Source organism: Rhodococcus sp. KRD175 (assembly GCF_017168275.1).
GTDB classification, from domain to species: Bacteria; Actinomycetota; Actinomycetes; order Mycobacteriales; family Mycobacteriaceae; genus Rhodococcoides; species Rhodococcoides fascians.
In genome coordinates, this window is record NZ_JABFAQ010000007.1 from 329998 (window position 1) to 347604 (window position 17607).

18 protein-coding genes are annotated in these 17607 nt (G+C 65.5%); 3 read left to right on the plus strand and 15 right to left on the minus strand.

Annotation, left to right across the window (positions count from 1 at the left end; genetic code table 11):
* Positions 1 to 108: 108 nt before the first annotated feature.
* Together J1M81_RS27015 and J1M81_RS13800 are read right to left on the minus strand one after the other, a co-directional pair.
* Entirely contained in the window at positions 109 to 198 is a 90-nt protein-coding gene (locus tag J1M81_RS27015) for an Ms4533A family Cys-rich leader peptide (RefSeq protein ID WP_310180897.1), read from the minus strand.
* Positions 199 to 347: 149 nt separating this feature from the next.
* Positions 348 to 578 carry a hypothetical protein gene (locus J1M81_RS13800; protein ID WP_027497514.1) on the minus strand — a complete coding sequence of 77 codons (231 nt, stop codon included), beginning with the start codon at positions 576 to 578 and terminating at the stop codon, positions 348 to 350.
* Positions 579 to 672: 94 nt separating this feature from the next.
* Here J1M81_RS13800 and J1M81_RS13805 point away from each other — a divergent pair, with 94 nt between their 5' ends.
* Positions 673 to 2718 carry a glycoside hydrolase family 15 protein gene (locus J1M81_RS13805; RefSeq protein WP_094621104.1) on the plus strand — a complete coding sequence of 682 codons (2046 nt, stop codon included), beginning with the start codon at positions 673 to 675 and terminating at the stop codon, positions 2716 to 2718.
* 10 nt (positions 2719 to 2728) lie between these two features.
* Here J1M81_RS13805 and J1M81_RS13810 read toward each other — a convergent pair whose 3' ends face one another.
* Entirely contained in the window at positions 2729 to 3736 is a 1008-nt protein-coding gene (locus J1M81_RS13810; RefSeq protein ID WP_206498206.1) for a nitronate monooxygenase, read from the minus strand.
* A gap of 137 nt (positions 3737 to 3873) precedes the next feature.
* Positions 3874 to 5721 (minus strand): translation elongation factor 4, encoded by a 1848-nt coding sequence (gene lepA, locus J1M81_RS13815; RefSeq protein WP_045194648.1) that lies wholly within the window; start codon positions 5719 to 5721, stop codon positions 3874 to 3876.
* Positions 5722 to 5869: 148 nt separating this feature from the next.
* On the opposite strand from lepA, the gene J1M81_RS13820 reads away from it, so the two are divergent.
* A complete protein-coding gene (locus J1M81_RS13820) occupies positions 5870 to 6439 on the plus strand; it encodes a type II toxin-antitoxin system PemK/MazF family toxin (protein WP_027497518.1) in 570 nt (189 codons plus the stop codon).
* A 48-nt stretch (positions 6440 to 6487) separates the two neighbouring features.
* On the opposite strand, the gene J1M81_RS13825 is transcribed toward J1M81_RS13820, so the two are convergent.
* From J1M81_RS13825 to J1M81_RS13835, 3 genes are read right to left on the minus strand one after another with little or no spacing between them, the layout of a single operon-like run.
* On the minus strand, positions 6488 to 7330 hold the full coding sequence (locus tag J1M81_RS13825) for a transglutaminase family protein (protein ID WP_196248540.1): 843 nt from the start codon (positions 7328 to 7330) through the stop codon (positions 6488 to 6490).
* Positions 7327 to 8301 carry an alpha-E domain-containing protein gene (locus J1M81_RS13830; protein WP_032368183.1) on the minus strand — a complete coding sequence of 325 codons (975 nt, stop codon included), beginning with the start codon at positions 8299 to 8301 and terminating at the stop codon, positions 7327 to 7329. The genes J1M81_RS13825 and J1M81_RS13830 overlap by 4 nt, the downstream gene beginning before the upstream one ends.
* Positions 8302 to 9855, minus strand: coding sequence for a circularly permuted type 2 ATP-grasp protein (locus tag J1M81_RS13835; RefSeq protein WP_230073984.1), 1554 nt, complete (start codon positions 9853 to 9855; stop codon positions 8302 to 8304).
* 355 nt (positions 9856 to 10210) lie between these two features.
* Here J1M81_RS13835 and rpsT point away from each other — a divergent pair, with 355 nt between their 5' ends.
* Positions 10211 to 10471: a 30S ribosomal protein S20 gene (gene rpsT / locus J1M81_RS13840; protein WP_027497522.1), complete on the plus strand. Its 261-nt coding sequence runs from the start codon at positions 10211 to 10213 to the stop codon at positions 10469 to 10471.
* A 75-nt stretch (positions 10472 to 10546) separates the two neighbouring features.
* On the opposite strand, the gene holA is transcribed toward rpsT, so the two are convergent.
* From holA to nadD, 8 genes are all read right to left on the minus strand, one after another.
* Positions 10547 to 11518 (minus strand): DNA polymerase III subunit delta, encoded by a 972-nt coding sequence (gene holA / locus J1M81_RS13845; protein WP_027497523.1) that lies wholly within the window; start codon positions 11516 to 11518, stop codon positions 10547 to 10549.
* 56 nt (positions 11519 to 11574) lie between these two features.
* Positions 11575 to 13161, minus strand: coding sequence for a ComEC/Rec2 family competence protein (locus J1M81_RS13850; protein ID WP_155289577.1), 1587 nt, complete (start codon positions 13159 to 13161; stop codon positions 11575 to 11577).
* Positions 13158 to 14114 carry a ComEA family DNA-binding protein gene (locus J1M81_RS13855; RefSeq protein ID WP_080733328.1) on the minus strand — a complete coding sequence of 319 codons (957 nt, stop codon included), beginning with the start codon at positions 14112 to 14114 and terminating at the stop codon, positions 13158 to 13160. Before J1M81_RS13855 ends, J1M81_RS13850 begins: the two co-directional genes overlap by 4 nt.
* A gap of 107 nt (positions 14115 to 14221) precedes the next feature.
* Complete coding sequence (locus J1M81_RS13860; RefSeq protein WP_032374431.1) at positions 14222 to 15070, minus strand: DegV family protein; 849 nt, start codon at positions 15068 to 15070, stop codon at positions 14222 to 14224.
* Positions 15067 to 15819 carry a diglucosylglycerate octanoyltransferase gene (octT, locus tag J1M81_RS13865; protein WP_027497527.1) on the minus strand — a complete coding sequence of 251 codons (753 nt, stop codon included), beginning with the start codon at positions 15817 to 15819 and terminating at the stop codon, positions 15067 to 15069. The genes J1M81_RS13860 and octT overlap by 4 nt, the downstream gene beginning before the upstream one ends.
* Positions 15806 to 16459 carry a histidine phosphatase family protein gene (locus J1M81_RS13870; protein WP_206498207.1) on the minus strand — a complete coding sequence of 218 codons (654 nt, stop codon included), beginning with the start codon at positions 16457 to 16459 and terminating at the stop codon, positions 15806 to 15808. Before J1M81_RS13870 ends, octT begins: the two co-directional genes overlap by 14 nt.
* Positions 16456 to 16845 carry a ribosome silencing factor gene (gene rsfS, locus J1M81_RS13875; RefSeq protein ID WP_027497529.1) on the minus strand — a complete coding sequence of 130 codons (390 nt, stop codon included), beginning with the start codon at positions 16843 to 16845 and terminating at the stop codon, positions 16456 to 16458. Before rsfS ends, J1M81_RS13870 begins: the two co-directional genes overlap by 4 nt.
* Positions 16842 to 17555, minus strand: coding sequence for a nicotinate-nucleotide adenylyltransferase (gene nadD / locus J1M81_RS13880; RefSeq protein ID WP_027497530.1), 714 nt, complete (start codon positions 17553 to 17555; stop codon positions 16842 to 16844). Before nadD ends, rsfS begins: the two co-directional genes overlap by 4 nt.
* Positions 17556 to 17607 lie beyond the last annotated feature (52 nt).

Genomic DNA, 17607 nt, shown 5'->3' on the forward strand with positions numbered 1-17607 from the left:
CCGGCCGGCGAAGCAGCGAACTGGCGGCACGGACTCCGGTCCGTCGTGCGGACACACTGCACTACGCGGCGACAGTGGATCGACGAAACCGATTCGCGAAGGAAAGAATCAACAACAGTCGATATCGGCGACTGCCAGCATGCCGACAGCAATCAACGCCAACTGGTGGCGGACGCGGTACTCGGCGGCAGAAGACACGGTCAGGAATCTAGCAGAGGTTCCGGACCGACTCTAATCAGAGGAGTCGTGCGCGTGCACGACGGGCGCGTGTCAGCGAGTGATCAACCACGCGATGACGACCAACGCCAGCAGCGCGATCAGAGCCCATGTCACCCGAGACCGCGGCATTACAGTCCATCCTTCGTCGTAGACGTCGAGGCCGAGAGCTCGGCCTCGCGTGCTGCGCTGGCGTCACGGCCCAACACGCGCAGGATCACTGCCAGCACGCGATCGAACACCCGAGCCGAGACGAACGCAACCGGAACGAGCACTGCGAGGACGACGACCGACTGCGGAACGAACGGAAGGCCCGTCACCCACAGCTCGACGCCGTCCCACCACCGCGCGAACGATTCCATCCTCGCAGCTTAAACCAGGGCTCCACCTGAGCCGCGCCACGCCGAGTACGGCCTCTCAGTGGACGGCTGCCACGGATCGGTCGATGATTACGCCATGACGGCATTCGATGAGGTTTCGCCCGTGCCCCCGGTCGCCGAGGAGCCGGCCATGGGCTCAGGACATCCAGGCCTGGGCGGAACGGAAGTCCAAGGTGCGTTGGGCAGCACCGATGCGCCGGTGTCCACGTTGGTCTCCTACCGCAGCGCGTTTCCGCCCATCGACGACTACGCATTTCTCTCGGACTGCGAGACGACGTGCCTCATCGCCCGAAACGGCTCCGTCGAATGGATGTGTGTGCCGCGGCCGGACTCCCCCAGCATCTTCGGAGCGATTCTCGATCGAAGTGCCGGCCACTTTCGAGTCGGCCCCTACGGTCAGTCGGTCCCTGCGGCGCGGCGCTATTTGCCCGGCGGCCTCATCGTGGAGACGACCTGGCAGACCGAGACCGGGTGGCTCATCGTGCGTGACGCGTTGGTGATGGGCCCCTGGCACAACACCGATCAGCGTTCTCGAACTCACAAGCGCGCACCGAGCGACTGGGATGCCGAGCACATCTTGCTTCGAACCATCAAATGTGTCAGCGGCACAGTCGAATTGGAGATGAGCTGCGAGCCCGCCTTCGACTACCATCGGGCACCCGCGACATGGGAGTACACCGGCAAGGTGTACGAGGAGACCACCGCGACCTGCGAGGCGAGCGCCGACGGCGACCAGCCCACCCTGAAATTGACCACCAATCTTCGGATCGGCATCGAGGGCCGCGAAGCACGCGCGCGAACCCGAATGACGGAAGGCGACAACATTTTCGTTGCGCTGTCGTGGTCCGATCTTCTCGCACCGCAGACGTTCGAGGAAGCGGCCAGCAAGATGTGGCAGACCTCCGAATGCTGGCGGCAGTGGATCACGATCGGCCGATTCCCCGATCATCCGTGGCGCGGCTACCTCCAGCGCAGCGCTCTGACCCTCAAAGGACTGACCTACGCACCCACGGGAGCACTGCTCGCCGCGTCGACCACGTCGCTACCCGAAACACCTGGTGGGGAACGCAATTGGGACTATCGCTACACCTGGGTCCGCGACTCGACATTCGCTCTGTGGGGTCTGTACACGCTCGGGCTCGACCGTGAGGCCAACGACTTCTTCGCCTTCATGTCCGATGTAGCCACCAGTGCAGACGGGGAGGTCAACCCGCTTCAGGTGATGTACGGCATCGGCGGTGAGAAGACCCTCGACGAGGCCGAACTACCGCACTTGTCCGGGTACGACGGCGCCCGACCGGTACGTATCGGCAACGGTGCCTACGACCAAGAGCAGCACGACATCTGGGGCACCATGCTCGACTCGGTGTACTTGCACGTCAAGTCGCGTGAACACGTCCCGGAGTTCCTGTGGCCTCTGCTCAAGCGGCAGGTCGAGGAAGCGATCGCGAACTGGCGCAAACCCGACCGTGGCATCTGGGAGGTACGCGGTGAGCCCCAGCACTTCACGTCCTCGAAGCTGATGTGTTGGGTTGCGCTCGATCGCGGTGCGAAGCTCGCCGATATCCACGGCGAGAAGGACTACTCGACCAAGTGGAACGAAATCGCCGACGAGATCAAGGCCGACATCCTCGACAACGGCGTGGACTCGCGCGGCGTGCTGACGCAGCGGTACGGAGATCCCTCTCTGGACGCGTCGTTGCTACTCGCACCCCTCCTGCGATTTCTGCCGGCCGACGACGAACGCATTCGTGCCACAGTGCTCGCCATCGCCGACGAGTTGACCGAGGACGGCTTGGTTCTGCGCTATCGAACCGACACCACCGACGACGGTTTGTCCGGCGAGGAAGGCACGTTCACGATCTGCTCGTTCTGGCTCGTGTCCGCTCTGGTGGAGATCGACGAACTCCCGCGCGCCAAGCACCTGTGCGAACGACTGCTTGCCTACGCGAGCCCGCTCAAGCTCTACGCCGAAGAGATCGACCATCGCACCGGCCGTCACCTCGGCAACTTTCCGCAAGCATTCACGCACTTGGCGTTGATCAACGCCGTGGTGCACGTCATCCGAGCAGAGGAAGCGCAGGCATCGGGACACTTCCAGCCCGCCCACGCCAACCCCTGAGCTGTCTGGTTCAGCGGCCGAGTTGTCCCGCCCATTCGGCGACCAGCTCGGCCGCTGGTTTCGCCTGAGTGCGGCGATAGCCGGTCCCGGCCCACATCGACAGTCCCGACGGGTCACCCGCAGCTGCGGCCTTCGCGCGCATCGGCGCAGTCAGATAGTGCAGGTCGGGATACGCCAGCGGGGCGGCGTCGGAGTTCTCGCGCATGAACTCGTTCACCAAGCCCCGCGCAGGACGGCCCGAAAACGCCTTCGTCACTGCGGTACCCGACGCACTGGCCAGCTGCTCGCGGTGCACGGGCTTCGTTCCTGCCTCGGGAGTGTTCAGAAACGCGGTACCCAGCTGGGCTGCATGCGCAGCACCCGAATCCAGCAGCGGCGCAATGTCGTTGCCGTCCATGAGCCCGCCGGCCGCGATTCGGGGCAGATCCGATATCTCGCGCACTGCGACCAGCAACTCCGTCAACGGCTCTTCCGGAGCCGACCCGTCGAACGTGCCTCGGTGTCCGCCCGCCTCGGGACCCTGCACCACCAGCGCGTCCACACCGTTCGCGGTGGCGATGGACGCGTCGGAGGCGGTTGACACCGTTGCCCACACTTCGGTTCCCACCGAATGCAGCTGGGCAACCTCGTCGGCATCGAAGGTGGCGAAAGTACTCGACACCACCGGCACCGGATGGGCAAGCAGCCAGGCGAATTTCTCCGGGTAGTAATCATCGCGGCGTTTGAGCACGCCGGGTTCGGCGTCGAATCGCTCGAACCACGATGCCAGATGCTGGGCGTAGGAGTCGACATCCGCGCCCGACGGCTCCTCGGGTAGGAAAAGATTGACCCCGAACACCAGACCCCGCATCGAATCTACCTGCGCGGCAAAGCCATCCGGCGTCAGCAACGCGCCGGCAATCATTCCGAGTCCGCCGGCCTCGGACACAGCCCGGGCGAGCTCGGGAGTACTCGGACCGCCCGCCATGGGCGCACCGACAACGGGAACACGCAATTTCTTCAGGATGGGCGTCGTCACAGATTCGAAATGTACTCGCCCGACATTCGCGAGAGGGTTGGGCGGGGACCGCGCGCCCCTGTTGCCGACTGCGCGCCCCTGTTCTGAAGCGAGCGGGGGGCGCGCAGTCGGCAAAAAGGGTGTGAGGTTACGTCCGGCTACTTCTTCGGCTTGTCCGACGAGGACTCCGAGGACAGTGCCGCCACGAAGGCTTCCTGCGGAACTTCGACCCGTCCGATGGTCTTCATTCGCTTCTTGCCTTCCTTCTGCTTCTCGAGCAGCTTGCGCTTACGGCTGATGTCGCCGCCGTAGCACTTGGCAAGCACGTCCTTACGGATGGCGCGGATGTTCTCGCGGGCGATGATGCGAGATCCGATAGCAGCCTGAATCGGCACCTCGAACTGCTGCCGCGGAATCAGTTCCTTCAGCTTGGTCGTCATCTTGTTGCCGTAGGCCGCAGCGGCGTCCTTGTGGACGATCGCGCTGAAGGCGTCGACAGCCTCGCCCTGCAGCAGGATGTCCACCTTCACCAGCGCACCGCTCTGCTCGCCGATCTCCTCGTAGTCGAGGCTGGCGTATCCCCGAGTACGTGACTTCAGGATGTCGAAGAAGTCGAAGATGATCTCGGCCATTGGAATCGTGTAGCGCAGTTCGACACGAGTCTCCGACAGGTAGTCCATACCGCCGAGCTCGCCTCGTCGACCCTGACACAGCTCCATGATCGAGCCGATGAACTCGCTCGGCGAAATGATGGTGCACTTGACCATGGGCTCGAACACTTCCCGAGCCTTGCCCTCGGGCCAGTACGACGGGTTGGTGACGATGTGCTCGGCACCGTCTTCCATCTCGACGCGGTAGACGACGTTCGGCGAGGTCGAGATCAAGTCGAGGTTGAATTCGCGCTCGAGCCGCTCGCGGGTGATTTCCATGTGCAGCAACCCCAGGAAGCCGCAGCGGAAGCCGAATCCGAGAGCCACGGAGGTCTCCGGCTCGTAGGTCAGGGCCGCGTCGTTGAGCTGAAGCTTTTCGAGGGCGTCGCGCAGATCCGGGTAGTCGGAGCCGTCGAGTGGGTAAAGGCCCGAGTAGACCATCGGCCGTGGCTCGCGGTAACCGGTCAGCGGCTCGGTAGCACCCTTGCGGAACGTGGTGACGGTATCGCCGACCTTGGACTGACGGACGTCCTTGACGCCGGTGATCAGGTACCCCACCTCGCCGACGCCCAGGCCCTTCGTGGCCTTCGGGTCCGGCGACACGATGCCGACTTCGAGCAACTCGTGCGTCGAGCCGGTCGACATCATCGTGACCTTCTCACGAGGGTTGAGTGCGCCGTCGACCACTCGGACGTAGGTGACGACGCCTCGGTAGGTGTCGTAGACCGAGTCGAAGATCATCGCGCGGGCAGGCCCGTCCGGGTTGCCGACCGGAGCCGGCACCAGCTTGACGACCTCGTTGAGCAGTTCTTCGACGCCTACTCCGGTCTTGCCGGACACCCGCAGCACGTCGTCGGCCTCGCATCCGATGATGTGCGCGATCTCGGCGGCGTAGCGATCCGGGTCGGCAGCAGGCAGGTCGATCTTGTTGAGCACAGGGATGATGGTGAGCTCTTTGTCGAGAGCTAGGTAGAGGTTCGCCAGTGTCTGCGCCTCGATGCCCTGAGCAGCGTCGACGAGCAAGACAGCACCTTCGCACGCTTCGAGCGCGCGGGACACCTCGTACGTGAAGTCGACGTGGCCGGGGGTGTCGATGAGGTGCAGAACGAATTCTTCGCCGTCGACGACCCAGGGCAGACGCACGTTCTGCGCCTTGATGGTGATGCCGCGTTCGCGCTCGATGTCCATCCGGTCCAGATACTGCGCACGCATCGACCGGTCGTCGACGACGCCGGTGAGCTGCAACATCCGGTCTGCCAGCGTCGACTTTCCGTGGTCGATGTGGGCGATGATGCAGAAGTTCCTGATCCTGGACGGATCGGTGAACGTCGTGTCGGCGAAGCTGGGCACTCGTATCCTTCGGCTGGCGTGTTCGAAATGAGCGAACGGGTTTCCCTATCGTCCCACGAGCGGAACGGTGCGCCGTCCCCGGCTGTCCGTCGTGGCTGGTCGCCCGGTGAGTCAGGGCGGTTTGTAGCGCTGCCGCCGTGGCTACACTCGCCGCATGGCTGGCAACTGGAGCAGATTCGGCAAGGAACTGGGCAAGATCGCACTGCGCGAGGGCCCGAGGCTACTGCGTCAACTACAGAACTCCGGTGCGCTGCAGAAAGGCAAGGACGCGATCTCCGGAAGCGCGTCGCGCACACCGGCTCCGGCACCTCGCCCCGGCCGTCCGGTGGCATCGCAGACCAGGCCGACCGCCCAACGGGCGCGGACCATCGAGTACTCCCCCGATCTGGACGGCAAGGCCGATCCGGGTGAGATCGTCTGGACCTGGGTTACCTACGAGGAAGACGCCACTCAGGGCAAGGACCGCCCGGTGCTGGTCATCGGGCGTGAGGGCAACGATCTGCTCGGCCTGATGCTGTCGAGCCAGAGCAGCCGCGACGGCGACCGCGACTGGCAGTCGATCGGATCCGGTGCGTGGGACGCCGAGGGGCGACCGAGCTGGATTCGTCTGGACCGAGTTCTCGACGTGCCCGAGGACGGTATTCGTCGCGAAGGCGCAATCCTCGGTAGAGCTCAGTTCGAGTCCGTGGCAGATCGGTTGCGTCGGGACTACGGCTGGAACTGACCTCGTGCGCGTTTTGCGTATCCCTGGGTACGCAAAACGCGCACGACGCTAGGCCAGTCGCGTGATCTCCACGACCACGTCGAGAGCCGTCGAACCGCCGCCGGAGAAGATGCCCTTGAGCGGCGGGACGTCGGCGTAATCACGGCCGAGTCCTACCGACACGTGCTGCTCGTTGACGGCGATGGCGTTGGTCGGGTCGTAGCCCCACCACGCACCGGTCCAGGCCTCGATCCAGGCGTGAGACTGGCCCTCGACCGTCGCACCGATCGCGGCCTGCTTCTTCGGATGCAGGTAGCCCGAGACGTACCGACTGGGGATGCCGACGCTGCGCAGCATCAGCAGCGTCAGGTGGGCGTAGTCCTGACACACACCCTTCTTCTCCGACCAGGCCTCCACCGCCGAGGTGTGCACACCGGTGGTACCGGGAACGTACGACATCTCCTGGTTGACCCAGTTGGAGATCTCGACGACCGATTCCTGCGGCGGCAGACCCTTCGACAGCTTTTTCGCGACCGACGCGAGTTGCCTGTTCTTCGGCACGTACTCGGTGTTGTCGAGCACCTCGTTGAAGCGGTCGGTGATCGGGTCGCTGGCCAGCTCCTCCCATGAGGCGTTCTCGTCGGGGTAGACGAAGGGGTCGGTCTCGACCACCGACGAACCGGTCACCTCGAGCTCGGTGTGCGGCGCGTGCAGGTCGAATGCCGTCACCGCCGTTCCCCAGTAGTCGGTGTACCGGTAGGAGCGGGTCACCGGGTTGGTCTCGACTCGGTTCAGAATGACGTTCTGCCGGTTGTCACTTCGCGGCGTCAGTCGAGCCTCGTTGTACGACGACGTCACCGGTGCGTCGTACTGATAGCCCGTGGTGTGCACGACACGCATACGCCAGCTCACAGTTCACCTTCCAATTGATCTTCGTATGTGCCGGACCCGGCATCGGTCCACGCCACCCACGGCGCGGCATGGAAGTACTGCTTCGAGATCGCCTCGCCGAGTTCGCGGCAGGTTTCCTGCAATGCCAGCAGCCGATCCTGCAGGTCCTCGAGAATTGCACCGGGACGCAGGAATTCGAGCTCACTTCGAGCGCGACCGAGTAGGCGCTGCGCCTCGGCGCGGGCACCGACGCGACTGTTCGGCTGATGATCGAGCTGGTCGAGAGACCGTTCCGCCTCGGTCAGTGCGTAGAACACCGAACGCGGAAAGAGTCTGTCCAACAACATGAATTCCAGTACTCGCTGGGCATCGAGCGCGCCGCGGTAGGTGCGCAGGTAGGTGTCGTGGGCACCGGCCGAGCGAAGCACAGTGACCCAAGCCGGCGACGACGGCCGGTCACCGGCTCGCGAGAGCAACAACCGAACGATCATGTCGATGCGCTCGACCGAGCGACCGAGCAGGAGAAAGCGGTAGCCGTCGTCGTGGCTGAGGGTGGAGTCCGCGAGACCGGCGAACATCGCGGCGCGCTCCTCGATGTAGCTGAAGAACTCGGCCGGGCCGGTGCGCTTGGACGCCCTGATGCGCTCGTTCAATCCGTTGTACGTGGTGTTCAAGCACTCCCACATCTCACTGGACGTGACTTCACGCGCACCTCGGGCGTTCTCGCGCGCACTCGACAGTGAGTCCACGATCGAACCCAATCCGTCGCGGCTGAAGGCGACGACCTCGGTAAGCGACCACACGTCGAGCGAGACGTCCGGCTCGTGCTGGAAACCGAGCACTCGCAACAACACTCGCGAAGTGTGGTCGGGATCGACTGTGGCGTCTTCGAGAAGTTGGTGGACGGTGACATCGAGAATGCGGGCCGTGTCGTCCGCTCTCTCCACATACCGCCCGATCCAGTAGAGCGACTCTGCGTTGCGCGCGAGCATTTACTGTCCACCGCCGTTCGAGTCCGAGTTCGTTGCCTGCTGCTGTTGCTGCTGCTGCTGCTGATTCATTTGTTGGTCCATCGTCAGCTCCGGGCCTTGTTCGGCCATCGGTGACTCCGGCGGAACGCTGACGATCTCGTCACCGGCGAGCTCCTGCTCCTCCTGCGACGTACGGGTGGCGAGCACCCACGTGTCCTTGCTACCGCCGCCCTGGCTGGAGTTGACCACCAAGGACCCCTCCGGCAACGCCACCCGGGTCAGACCGCCGGGCAACACCCAGACGTCGTCGCCGTCGTTGACCGCGAACGGCCGCAGGTCGACGTGACGGGGTACCAAGCGATCGCCGATCTTCGTCGGCACCGTCGAGAGCTGTACGACGGGCTGGGCGATCCAGCCGCGCGGATCCGCGCGGACCTTCTTGCTGATGGTGGCGAGTTCCTTCGGCGAGGCGTCGGGTCCGAAGACGATGCCGTAGCCGCCAGAGCCTTCCACCGGCTTGATGACCAGTTCGTCGATGCGGTCGAGGACTTCCTCGCACTCGTCGTCGAGCCAGCACCGGAACGTGTCGACGTTGGCCAACAGCGGCTTCTCGCCCATGTAGTAGTCGATGATCGTCGGTACGTACGTGTAGACGAGCTTGTCGTCGCCGACGCCGTTTCCGACGGCACTCGAGATGACGACGTTGCCTGCGCGGGCGGCGTTGACCAGACCTGCCACTCCCAGCACCGAGTCGGGACGGAACTGCATGGGGTCGAGATAGTCGTCGTCGATTCGTCGGTAGATGACGTCCACCTGACGCTCACCCTCGGTGGTGCGCATGTAGACGATGTTGTCTCGGCAGAACAGGTCTCGACCTTCGACGAGCTCGACGCCCATCAGCCGAGCGAGCAGCGAGTGCTCGAAGTACGCCGAGTTCGCCACGCCCGGAGTGAGAACCACCACGGTCGGGTCGGCCTCGTTGAGGGCGGCCGATGCGCGCAGTGCCCGCAGCAGGTGCGAGGCGTAGTCGCCGACGGCACGCACGCGGTGACTGGCGAACAGGTCCGGGAACACCCGGGCCATGGTCCGGCGGTTCTCCATGACGTAGGAGACGCCCGAGGGTGAACGCAGGTTGTCTTCGAGGACACGGAACGTGCCCTGCGCGTCGCGCACGAGGTCGATTCCGGCAACGTGGATACGTACGCCGTTGGGCGGGGTGATGCCGACGGCCTCACGGTGGAAGTGCTCGCACGACGTGATCAGCCGTTTCGGGACGACGCCGTCCCGCAGGATTTCCTGGTCTCCGTAGATGTCGGCGAGAAACATCTCGAGAGCCTTGACGCGCTGCTTGATGCCGCGTTCCAGACGCGACCACTCCCCTGCTGCGATGACTCGGGGCACCTGGTCGAGCGGGAACGGGCGTTCTTGGCCGGACAGTGAGAACGTGATGCCCTGGTCGACGAACGCGCGTCCGAGCGCATCCGATCTGGCGTCCAGGTCCACGGCGTTCGCCGGGGCGAGCGCCGTGTGGATTCCTTTGTACGGCGTTCGAGTACGACCGTCCGAGTCGAACATCTCGTCGAAGGCGAGGCTGTACTTTCCGACGTCGGAGTACCCCCCGAACACCCCGTCTGCATCGGGTTCGACACGATCCGCTGACTTCGTTCTGGTCGCTTTGGCCTTGGAGGCGGCATGCGTTGCCAATCGCGGACTCATCCTGGCAATGTTGCTACAGAGACAGGAGTTAGGCGCGGTAGAAGCGTTAAATTCTTGAAACGGCTGTGGAGGGCGAAGCCGGATTGGGTTCTGCCGTCCTGTGCTGGTATTCTCGATCTTCGGCGCAGGGCTCAACGCTCAGCAGCAGACTTCGGGCATTCCAGCATGGATCGCCCTGACCGGAATACCGACGAAGACGACAAGGATTTTACGCGTGGCCAATATCAAGTCCCAGAAGAAGCGGATTCTCACCAACGAGCGTGCACGCCTGCGCAACCAGTCGGTGAAGTCCTCCCTTCGCACCGTCATCCGCTCGTTCCGCGAGGCACAGGCTGCGGGCGACAAGGACAAGGCTTCCGAGATTCTCCTCGATGCCGGCCGCAAGCTCGACAAGGCTGCCAGCAAGGGCGTCATCCACAAGAACCAGGCCGCCAACAAGAAGTCGGCACTGGCTCTCGCAGTCAACAAGCTCTGATCTCGTACTGAGCTCGACCGAGCCCGCTGCATCCGACGAGGACGCAGCGGGCTTTGTCGTGCGCCGGGCACCCCGCTAGCGGTCACCCAACGAGGCGACCTCGGCGACAGCTCGCTCCACCGCGTAGTCCGCGTCCGCTGCTTGGCCTTTGACGTCGGCGTTCAGTTGCGCCACTACGCGTAGGGCCTGCGCTATCGAGCGGCCGTTCCAGCCGCGCGCTTGGCCCTGCGCCTTCTTGATCTTCCAGGGCGGCATTCCCAGTTCGCCTGCCATCCGGAACGGGTCACCGCGACCGGCCGAGCCGACGAGCGCGATGGTGCGCACGGCATCGGCTAGCGCATCCGCGAGGAGAACGTGGGCCACTCCACGGTGCATGGCCCACCGCAAGGCTTCGAGAGCGCCGGCTCGATCACCGATGACGGCCTTGTCCGCGACGTCGAATCCCGATACCTCCGCCTTGCCCGAGTAGTACCGACGCACGGCGGCCAGATCGACTTTGCCTCCGGTATCGGAGACCAACTGTGAACACGCCGAGGCCAATTCGCGGAGTTCGTTACCGACGGACTCGACGACAGCCTCGATCACCTCGCCGCTGACGCGGACGTCCGCCGCGCGAAACTCGCCTCGGACAAAATCGATCCGCTCGGCCGGTTTGGTGAGCTTGACGCATTCGTGGACCTGAGCCCCGCATTTCTGGAGGGCACCGACCATCGCTTTGGCGCGGCCGCCGCCGGAATGCATGACCACCACGACGGCACCCTCGGGTGGATCGGTAGCCGCGTCGAGCACCAGAGCGACTGCATCCTTACCGGCCTCGGCCGCCGCCTCGAGTACGACGACACGGTCCTCGGCGAACAGCGACGGACTCAGCAGTTCGGCGAGCTCGGGAGCACTTGCGTCACCGGTCCGCAGCCGGGTCACCGGGAGGTCCTCCCCCGGGATCGCCGCATTCGCACGCACCTGCGTCACGATCGCGGCCACCGCACGATCCATCAGTAGTTCCTCGTCGCCGAGTACCAGATGCAGAGGAGCCACACTCGAAGTCACGACCATGATCGTGCCATGCGCCGCCGACACCACGGACATCCGCTTCGGACCGTCACTCACCACACGACGTGGGCCGTCCACAGCGCCAGAAGTGCAATCGCGAACGTGGCCGACACCCAGCGGAACAACACCCATCGCAGCGCGCCCAGGACCACGACAGTGCCGACGGTCGCCGCCGCGATTCCTCGGACACCCTCCGGAACGACGACCGATGCTGCCGGCACCGACGCCGCCCGCTCGGCCACCGTGATCAACCACCACAACGGTGCCGACGCCAGTTGCACCGTCATGTCGGCGAGCGAGGTACTGACCACAGCCAACACCGCCGTCACGATGCCCACCACGGTGATGGGGGCGACGACCGGCGAGACCAATACGTTCGCAACCACACCCACCACGCTGAAGGTTCCCGCCATTGCCGCGACGACGGGCGCCGTCACCACGTGGGCCGCCGCGGCGACCGCCACCACCTCCGCAGCTGCCCGGGGCCATCCTCGGGCCCGCAGCCAGTCCACCCAGATCGGTGCCACCAGCACCAGCCCCGCGGTGGCGAACACCGACAGGACGAATCCGACGTCCACGGCGAGCCGCGGCCACCACCCGAGTAGTGCCAACACCGCGCCGCACAAGGCCGGGACCGCTTGCTTCCGTCTGCCGGTCACCAGGGCCAGCAAACCGATCGACCCCATCACCGCGGCGCGCAACACGCTCGGGGACGGTCTGGCCACGACGACGAAGGCGATCAGAACGACGAAGGCAATCGTGACGGTGGCGCGAGGCCCGATCCCTATGCCGCGCAACACCAACAGCACGGCACCGATCAGGATCGAGAAGTTCGCACCCGACACCGCCGTCAGATGCGTCAAGCCCGCGGCTCGGAAGTTCTCGACTACCTGCTCGTCCAATCGTGAGACATCGCCCACGACGAGGCCCGGCAGTAGACCTGCCCGGTCCGACGGGAGCGAATTCTGCGCCACGTCTGCCAGATTCGAGCGAAACGAGCCCGCCGCCGACGAGACCGGTCCGGGCTCACCCACTGCCACCGGCGGACCGGTCGTTCGGATGACGGCCACGGTCATATCGGACCTGGTGGGTACCCCGAGCCGGCCCCGGACCGTGATCTGCTGGCCCGGAAGCAGTGCCGACCATGTCGACTCCGGTGCCACGATCGATACCCGGCCGCCGACGTAGAGCGCCTCGCCACCGACATCGACGCGGGTCATCTCCGCCTGCAACATCACCATCGGCGGCCCGGGCGCGGGCAGACGTCGCGGGTCTTCTTCGATGTCGACCACTGCCGTGATCCATGCCCGATTCTGCGCGGCCGCAGCCACTGGATGCTCCGCCACCGAGCGCATCTGGAGCCAGATCGCACCGCCGAAACACAACGCCACGACGATCACCGCGGCCGCCCCGGACCACACGTGTCTCGCGGTGTCCGCTCGACCCTTCGAGATCCTCTGCAGCACAACGGCTCCCAGCACCACGATCGCGCACGTCACCACCGTGGCCTTCACCGCCGCGCTCGGACCGGCGAGAATACCGGTCGCAGTGATCGACCAGGACGCCGCTGCCGCCGGAATCAGGCGGATGTCGAAAGGAACTGGTTCCTCGGAGTCCGTCGACGACGGCACCCCGGTCACGAGACTCGGACCAGGTCGCGAATCTTGGTGAGCCGACCCGGGCCGATACCGTCGACCTCGGCGAGCTGATCGACCGATACGAAGCGGCCGTTCGTGTCTCGCCAGCTCACGATCGACGTTGCCGTCACCGGTCCCACACCGGGCAGCGCATCCAATTCTGCGACCGTGGCCGTATTGAGGTCCACTGCTCCGCCGGCGGCAGGGCCCGCCTGGTCCGTCGTCGAACCGGCAACTCCGCCCGGCCCTGCGCCCTGACCCGACGTGGTGCCGCTGACCGGAGGGGCCGCCGGAGCCGGCACGAGCCCCACGACGATCTGATCGCCGTCCGACACCCGAGCTGCCATGTTCAGCGCCAACAGATCGGCACCCTCCACAGCCCCTCCCGCTGCGGCCAAGGCGTCGGCGATGCGCGAGCCCGGTTGCAGCCGAACGAGACCGGGATGCGCGACGAGTCCGACGACACTGACGACAAGTTCTGTTTCCGCGACCGGTGCCGTGCCGGCCGTCTTGTCCGGCGACCTGCCCGACGACCCGGATTCGGACATCGCCGAGTCCGGCGCGCGGGTATCGGCGGCGTCGGTGGAGACCACCGCCAGTGGTGGTGCGGGCGCAGGCGTCGGCGCATCTCGAAACACCGCGAAGCCGGCGACGAGGACCACGAACACACCCGCCGCCGCCAACGCCTTCACACCGGGTCGGCCGGGATCCATCCGCGCGAATCGCCACCGCTGCGGTAACAACGACGACCATGGTGATTCGGGACGCTGCGCGGCAGGAAGCAGCCACTCCGGATCGGGATGCACGACGCCGGCCTGCGGTTGCCCGATCGGCGGCTCGCCCTGGGGGTCATCGAATTCGTCGACTCGGCGCGGCTCGGCGCGCGCGGAATCACTCTGTCTCCGCACGGAATTCAATCGTGCCACCGTGTGTGCCCGATCGTCGTCGCCGCCCATGTCTCAGGACGCTAGCGCCCTCCGGACGGACCCGACCGGGGCGAACGGTGGTCGCGAACTGCCCTGTGCACAACCGAAAGTCTGTGGATGACGCGGCTCGATACGCCCTACCGATGATCAGGAGCGACGACTACGCCGACGGCACCGGGACCGACGTGTGCACCGAGCACCGCACCGAACGGCAGCACGTCGACGCTGGTCAGGTCTGGGATACGCGCCATCAGCATGGCTGAGACGTCCTCGGCTCGCTCGGCGCACTGCATATGATGCACAGCCACGACAACCCCGGATTGCGTACCGATGTCGGCCGCCGCGGCAGCTGCCGCGTCCACCAGCTTGCTCAGTGCTTTCGAGGAGGTTCGCGTCTTCTCGCGCAACACCAGCGCACCATCGCTGATGTGCAGCACCGGCTTCATCGCCAGGGCCGTACCGAGCAGGGCTGCGGCAGTGCCGATACGGCCGCCGCGGCGCAGGTGATCCAATCGATCGACGACGATGAAACATCTCGACGACGCAGACCTGCGAACAGCATCGTCGTAGACCTCTTCGAGTCCGGCTCCACCCGCTGCGGCATACGCTGCTGCCAGCGCCGGGTAGCCCAATCCCATTCCGGCAGAACCGGAATCGACAACCTTCACCAACGATCCGATCTGCTCGGCGGCCTGCCGCGCAGCCTCCCAGGTGCTCGACAGGCCCCGGGAGATGTGCAGTGCGACGACGCCCGCCCCTCGACTGCGTTCGAGAGCTGCGGCATAGACCTCGGTCAGCTCGCCCGGAGACGCCCCCGCGGTCGTCACCGGCTTTCCGTCGGTCGATTGTTCGGGAATCTCGTCGATACCCTCACGATGGTCGACGCCGTCCACCAACACATGCAGCGGTGCCACCGTGATACCGCACTCGGCGGCTACGGACGCGGGCAGGCAGGACGACGAATCGGTGACGACGGCGACGGTCATGGGTGCCGGATCGCTGCCGCCGCTGCCACCGGTCGCAACACCGTCAGCATTGCGTCGGCCACGGCCACGTGTGCATCCCAACCCCAATGGATTCCGTCGGGGTTGGCGTTCTCGGACTCGATGTTCGGACGAACTGCCTCCGCGAGATCGACCATCGGAACACCGTTTTCGTCGCTCCAGGCACGCAGCGCTCGTACCGCGGGCTCGCGCCCCGAATGCACCCGCCCGTAGGCGTCGCACCGATGCACCGACGGATAGGTACCGACGACGGGCAATTCCGGCCGCACGTAGGCCAACGCGGCGCGGGTCTGTTCGAGGTAGTCGACACTCAGTCGCGGCGGAAGCGCCACCGGCCAACCCAGATGTGACAGAACCGGCTGCACCGCTTGATAACCCGCGCGAACGACCCGCCGAAGTGCGGGCGGACGGATGTAGCGGATCTGCTCACGCAACGCGGTCGGTAGCGGCGACGGCAACGAGTCCATGCCGCCGATTCCGAGTACGACGGCACCGGCCCGCGGTATCACCGCCCACACTCGCGGATCCTGGGTCAGAGCCCACCACGCATCGCGGCTCGTCCAGCCGATACGGGCTACCAGCTCGACATCCCAATCCAGCTCTGCGGCAACGATATTGGGCCACAGTCGAGGATCGTCGACCGGCAGCCCGCCCTCGGGTCCGTAATAGCTCAGCGAGTCCGCCAGCACGAGCAGCACGGGGCGCGCGGCGGCCTCCTCAGAGGACGTCACTGGCCACCCGCGCCGAGGCGTTCCAGACGTCGAGCCGCCAGGACGGGTTGTCGCCGGGCCCGTGCGCACCGAGCTGTACCCAGCTGGTGTTGGCGAGGCCGCCGAGTACCGGCCAGCGATCGGTCGGCAGTGCGAGCAACGCTGCGGTCAGGGCCGCGATCAACCCTCCGTGCGCCACGAGCACCAGTGGTCGCTGGTCGCCGTCGGCACCCCACTCGGGGACGCCGCCGAGGAGCTCACGCACCAGCGGCACGCTGCGGTTCGCAACGTCGATGCGACTTTCCCCACCGGGCGGGGCGACGGTTGCGTCGGCACGCCAGGCCGGACGCGCCCCGGGGGCGATGTCGTCCACCTCGGTGTGGGTGAGTCCCTGCCAGTCGCCGAGATGTGTCTCCCGCAGCCGCTCGTCCGTGGACACCGGGACTCCAGCCGCGCCCCCGAGAGCTTCCGCAGTGTCGAGAGCGCGCTTGAGATCGGACGAGACGATGCGGATGGGCGCGCGGACAGCCAATTCGGCCGCAGCCGTCTTCGCCTGACTGCGGCCCAGCTCGGACAGATCGGTATCGAGCTGGCCCTGCATACGGTCGGTGGCGTTGTAGTCAGTCTGACCGTGGCGAAGCAGGATGAGCCGCCGGATCATTGCTCCGGTTCCGGTGCCGGATGCTGACCGAGGCCCGGAACCTCGATCGTCGGGCAGTCCTTCCACAGCCGCTCGAGCGCGTAGAAGTTGCGCTCCTCGTTGTGCTGGACGTGCACCACGATGTCGGAGTAGTCCAGCAGCGCCCAGCGGCCCTCTCTGGTGCCCTCGCGACGCACCGGCTTGTGTCCGGCCTCACGAAGCTGGTCCTCGATGTTCTCGACGATCGAGTTGACCTGACGCTCGTTGGGCGCGGAGGCGATCACGAAGCAATCGGTGATGTAGAGCTGGTCGGAGACGTCGAGGATCACCACGTCGCTGGCCAGTTTGTCGTCGGCTGCGAGCGCGGCGATACGCGCCATCTCGGCGGCTTCGGCTGTTGCAGTCACTTCGGTGTACTCCCACTCGTATGGCTCGGGTTCGCGGTCACTGCGCTGGTGACCGACCCGGCCGGTTGCTTCTTCTGTGGCGCCGGTTCCGACATGGTGACGGATCCGTCGAGGCGCTGCGCGCCCCGTGGTCGATAGAGGTTCCTCTTCGAGATGTATTGCACGACGCCGTCCGGGACGAGGTACCAGACCGGCCGATTTTCACCGGCACGACGTCGGCAGTCCGTCGACGATATCGCGAGTGCCGGGATTTCCATCAATGTGAGAGTGTCGGCGGGCAACGATCGTAGATGGTTGGCCAGATGATCGACGCCGAGCTCGAACCCCGGCCGCGTCACTCCGACGAACTTCGCGAGCTCGAAGAGCTCCTCCCAGTTCTGCCACGTCAAAATGGACTCGAGCGCATCGGCACCGGTGATGAAGTACAACTCGGCATCGGGGTGCTGCGCTCGAAGATCCCTCAGGGTGTCGACGGTGTAGGTCGACTTCTCCCGGTCGACGTCGACCCGGCTCACCGAGAACCGAGGATTCGACGCGGTGGCGATGACCGTCATCAAGTAGCGATCCTCGGCCGGGCTGACCGACCGGCCCTCCTTCTGCCACGGGGTCCCGGTGGGAACGAAGATGACCTCGTCCAGACCGAACGTGGCCGCCACCTCGCTCGCAGCCACGAGGTGACCGTGGTGAATGGGGTCGAAAGTGCCGCCCATGACCCCCAACCGGAGAGTCGGCGTGGTGTTCGTGTCCTCACCGGGGCCGGAT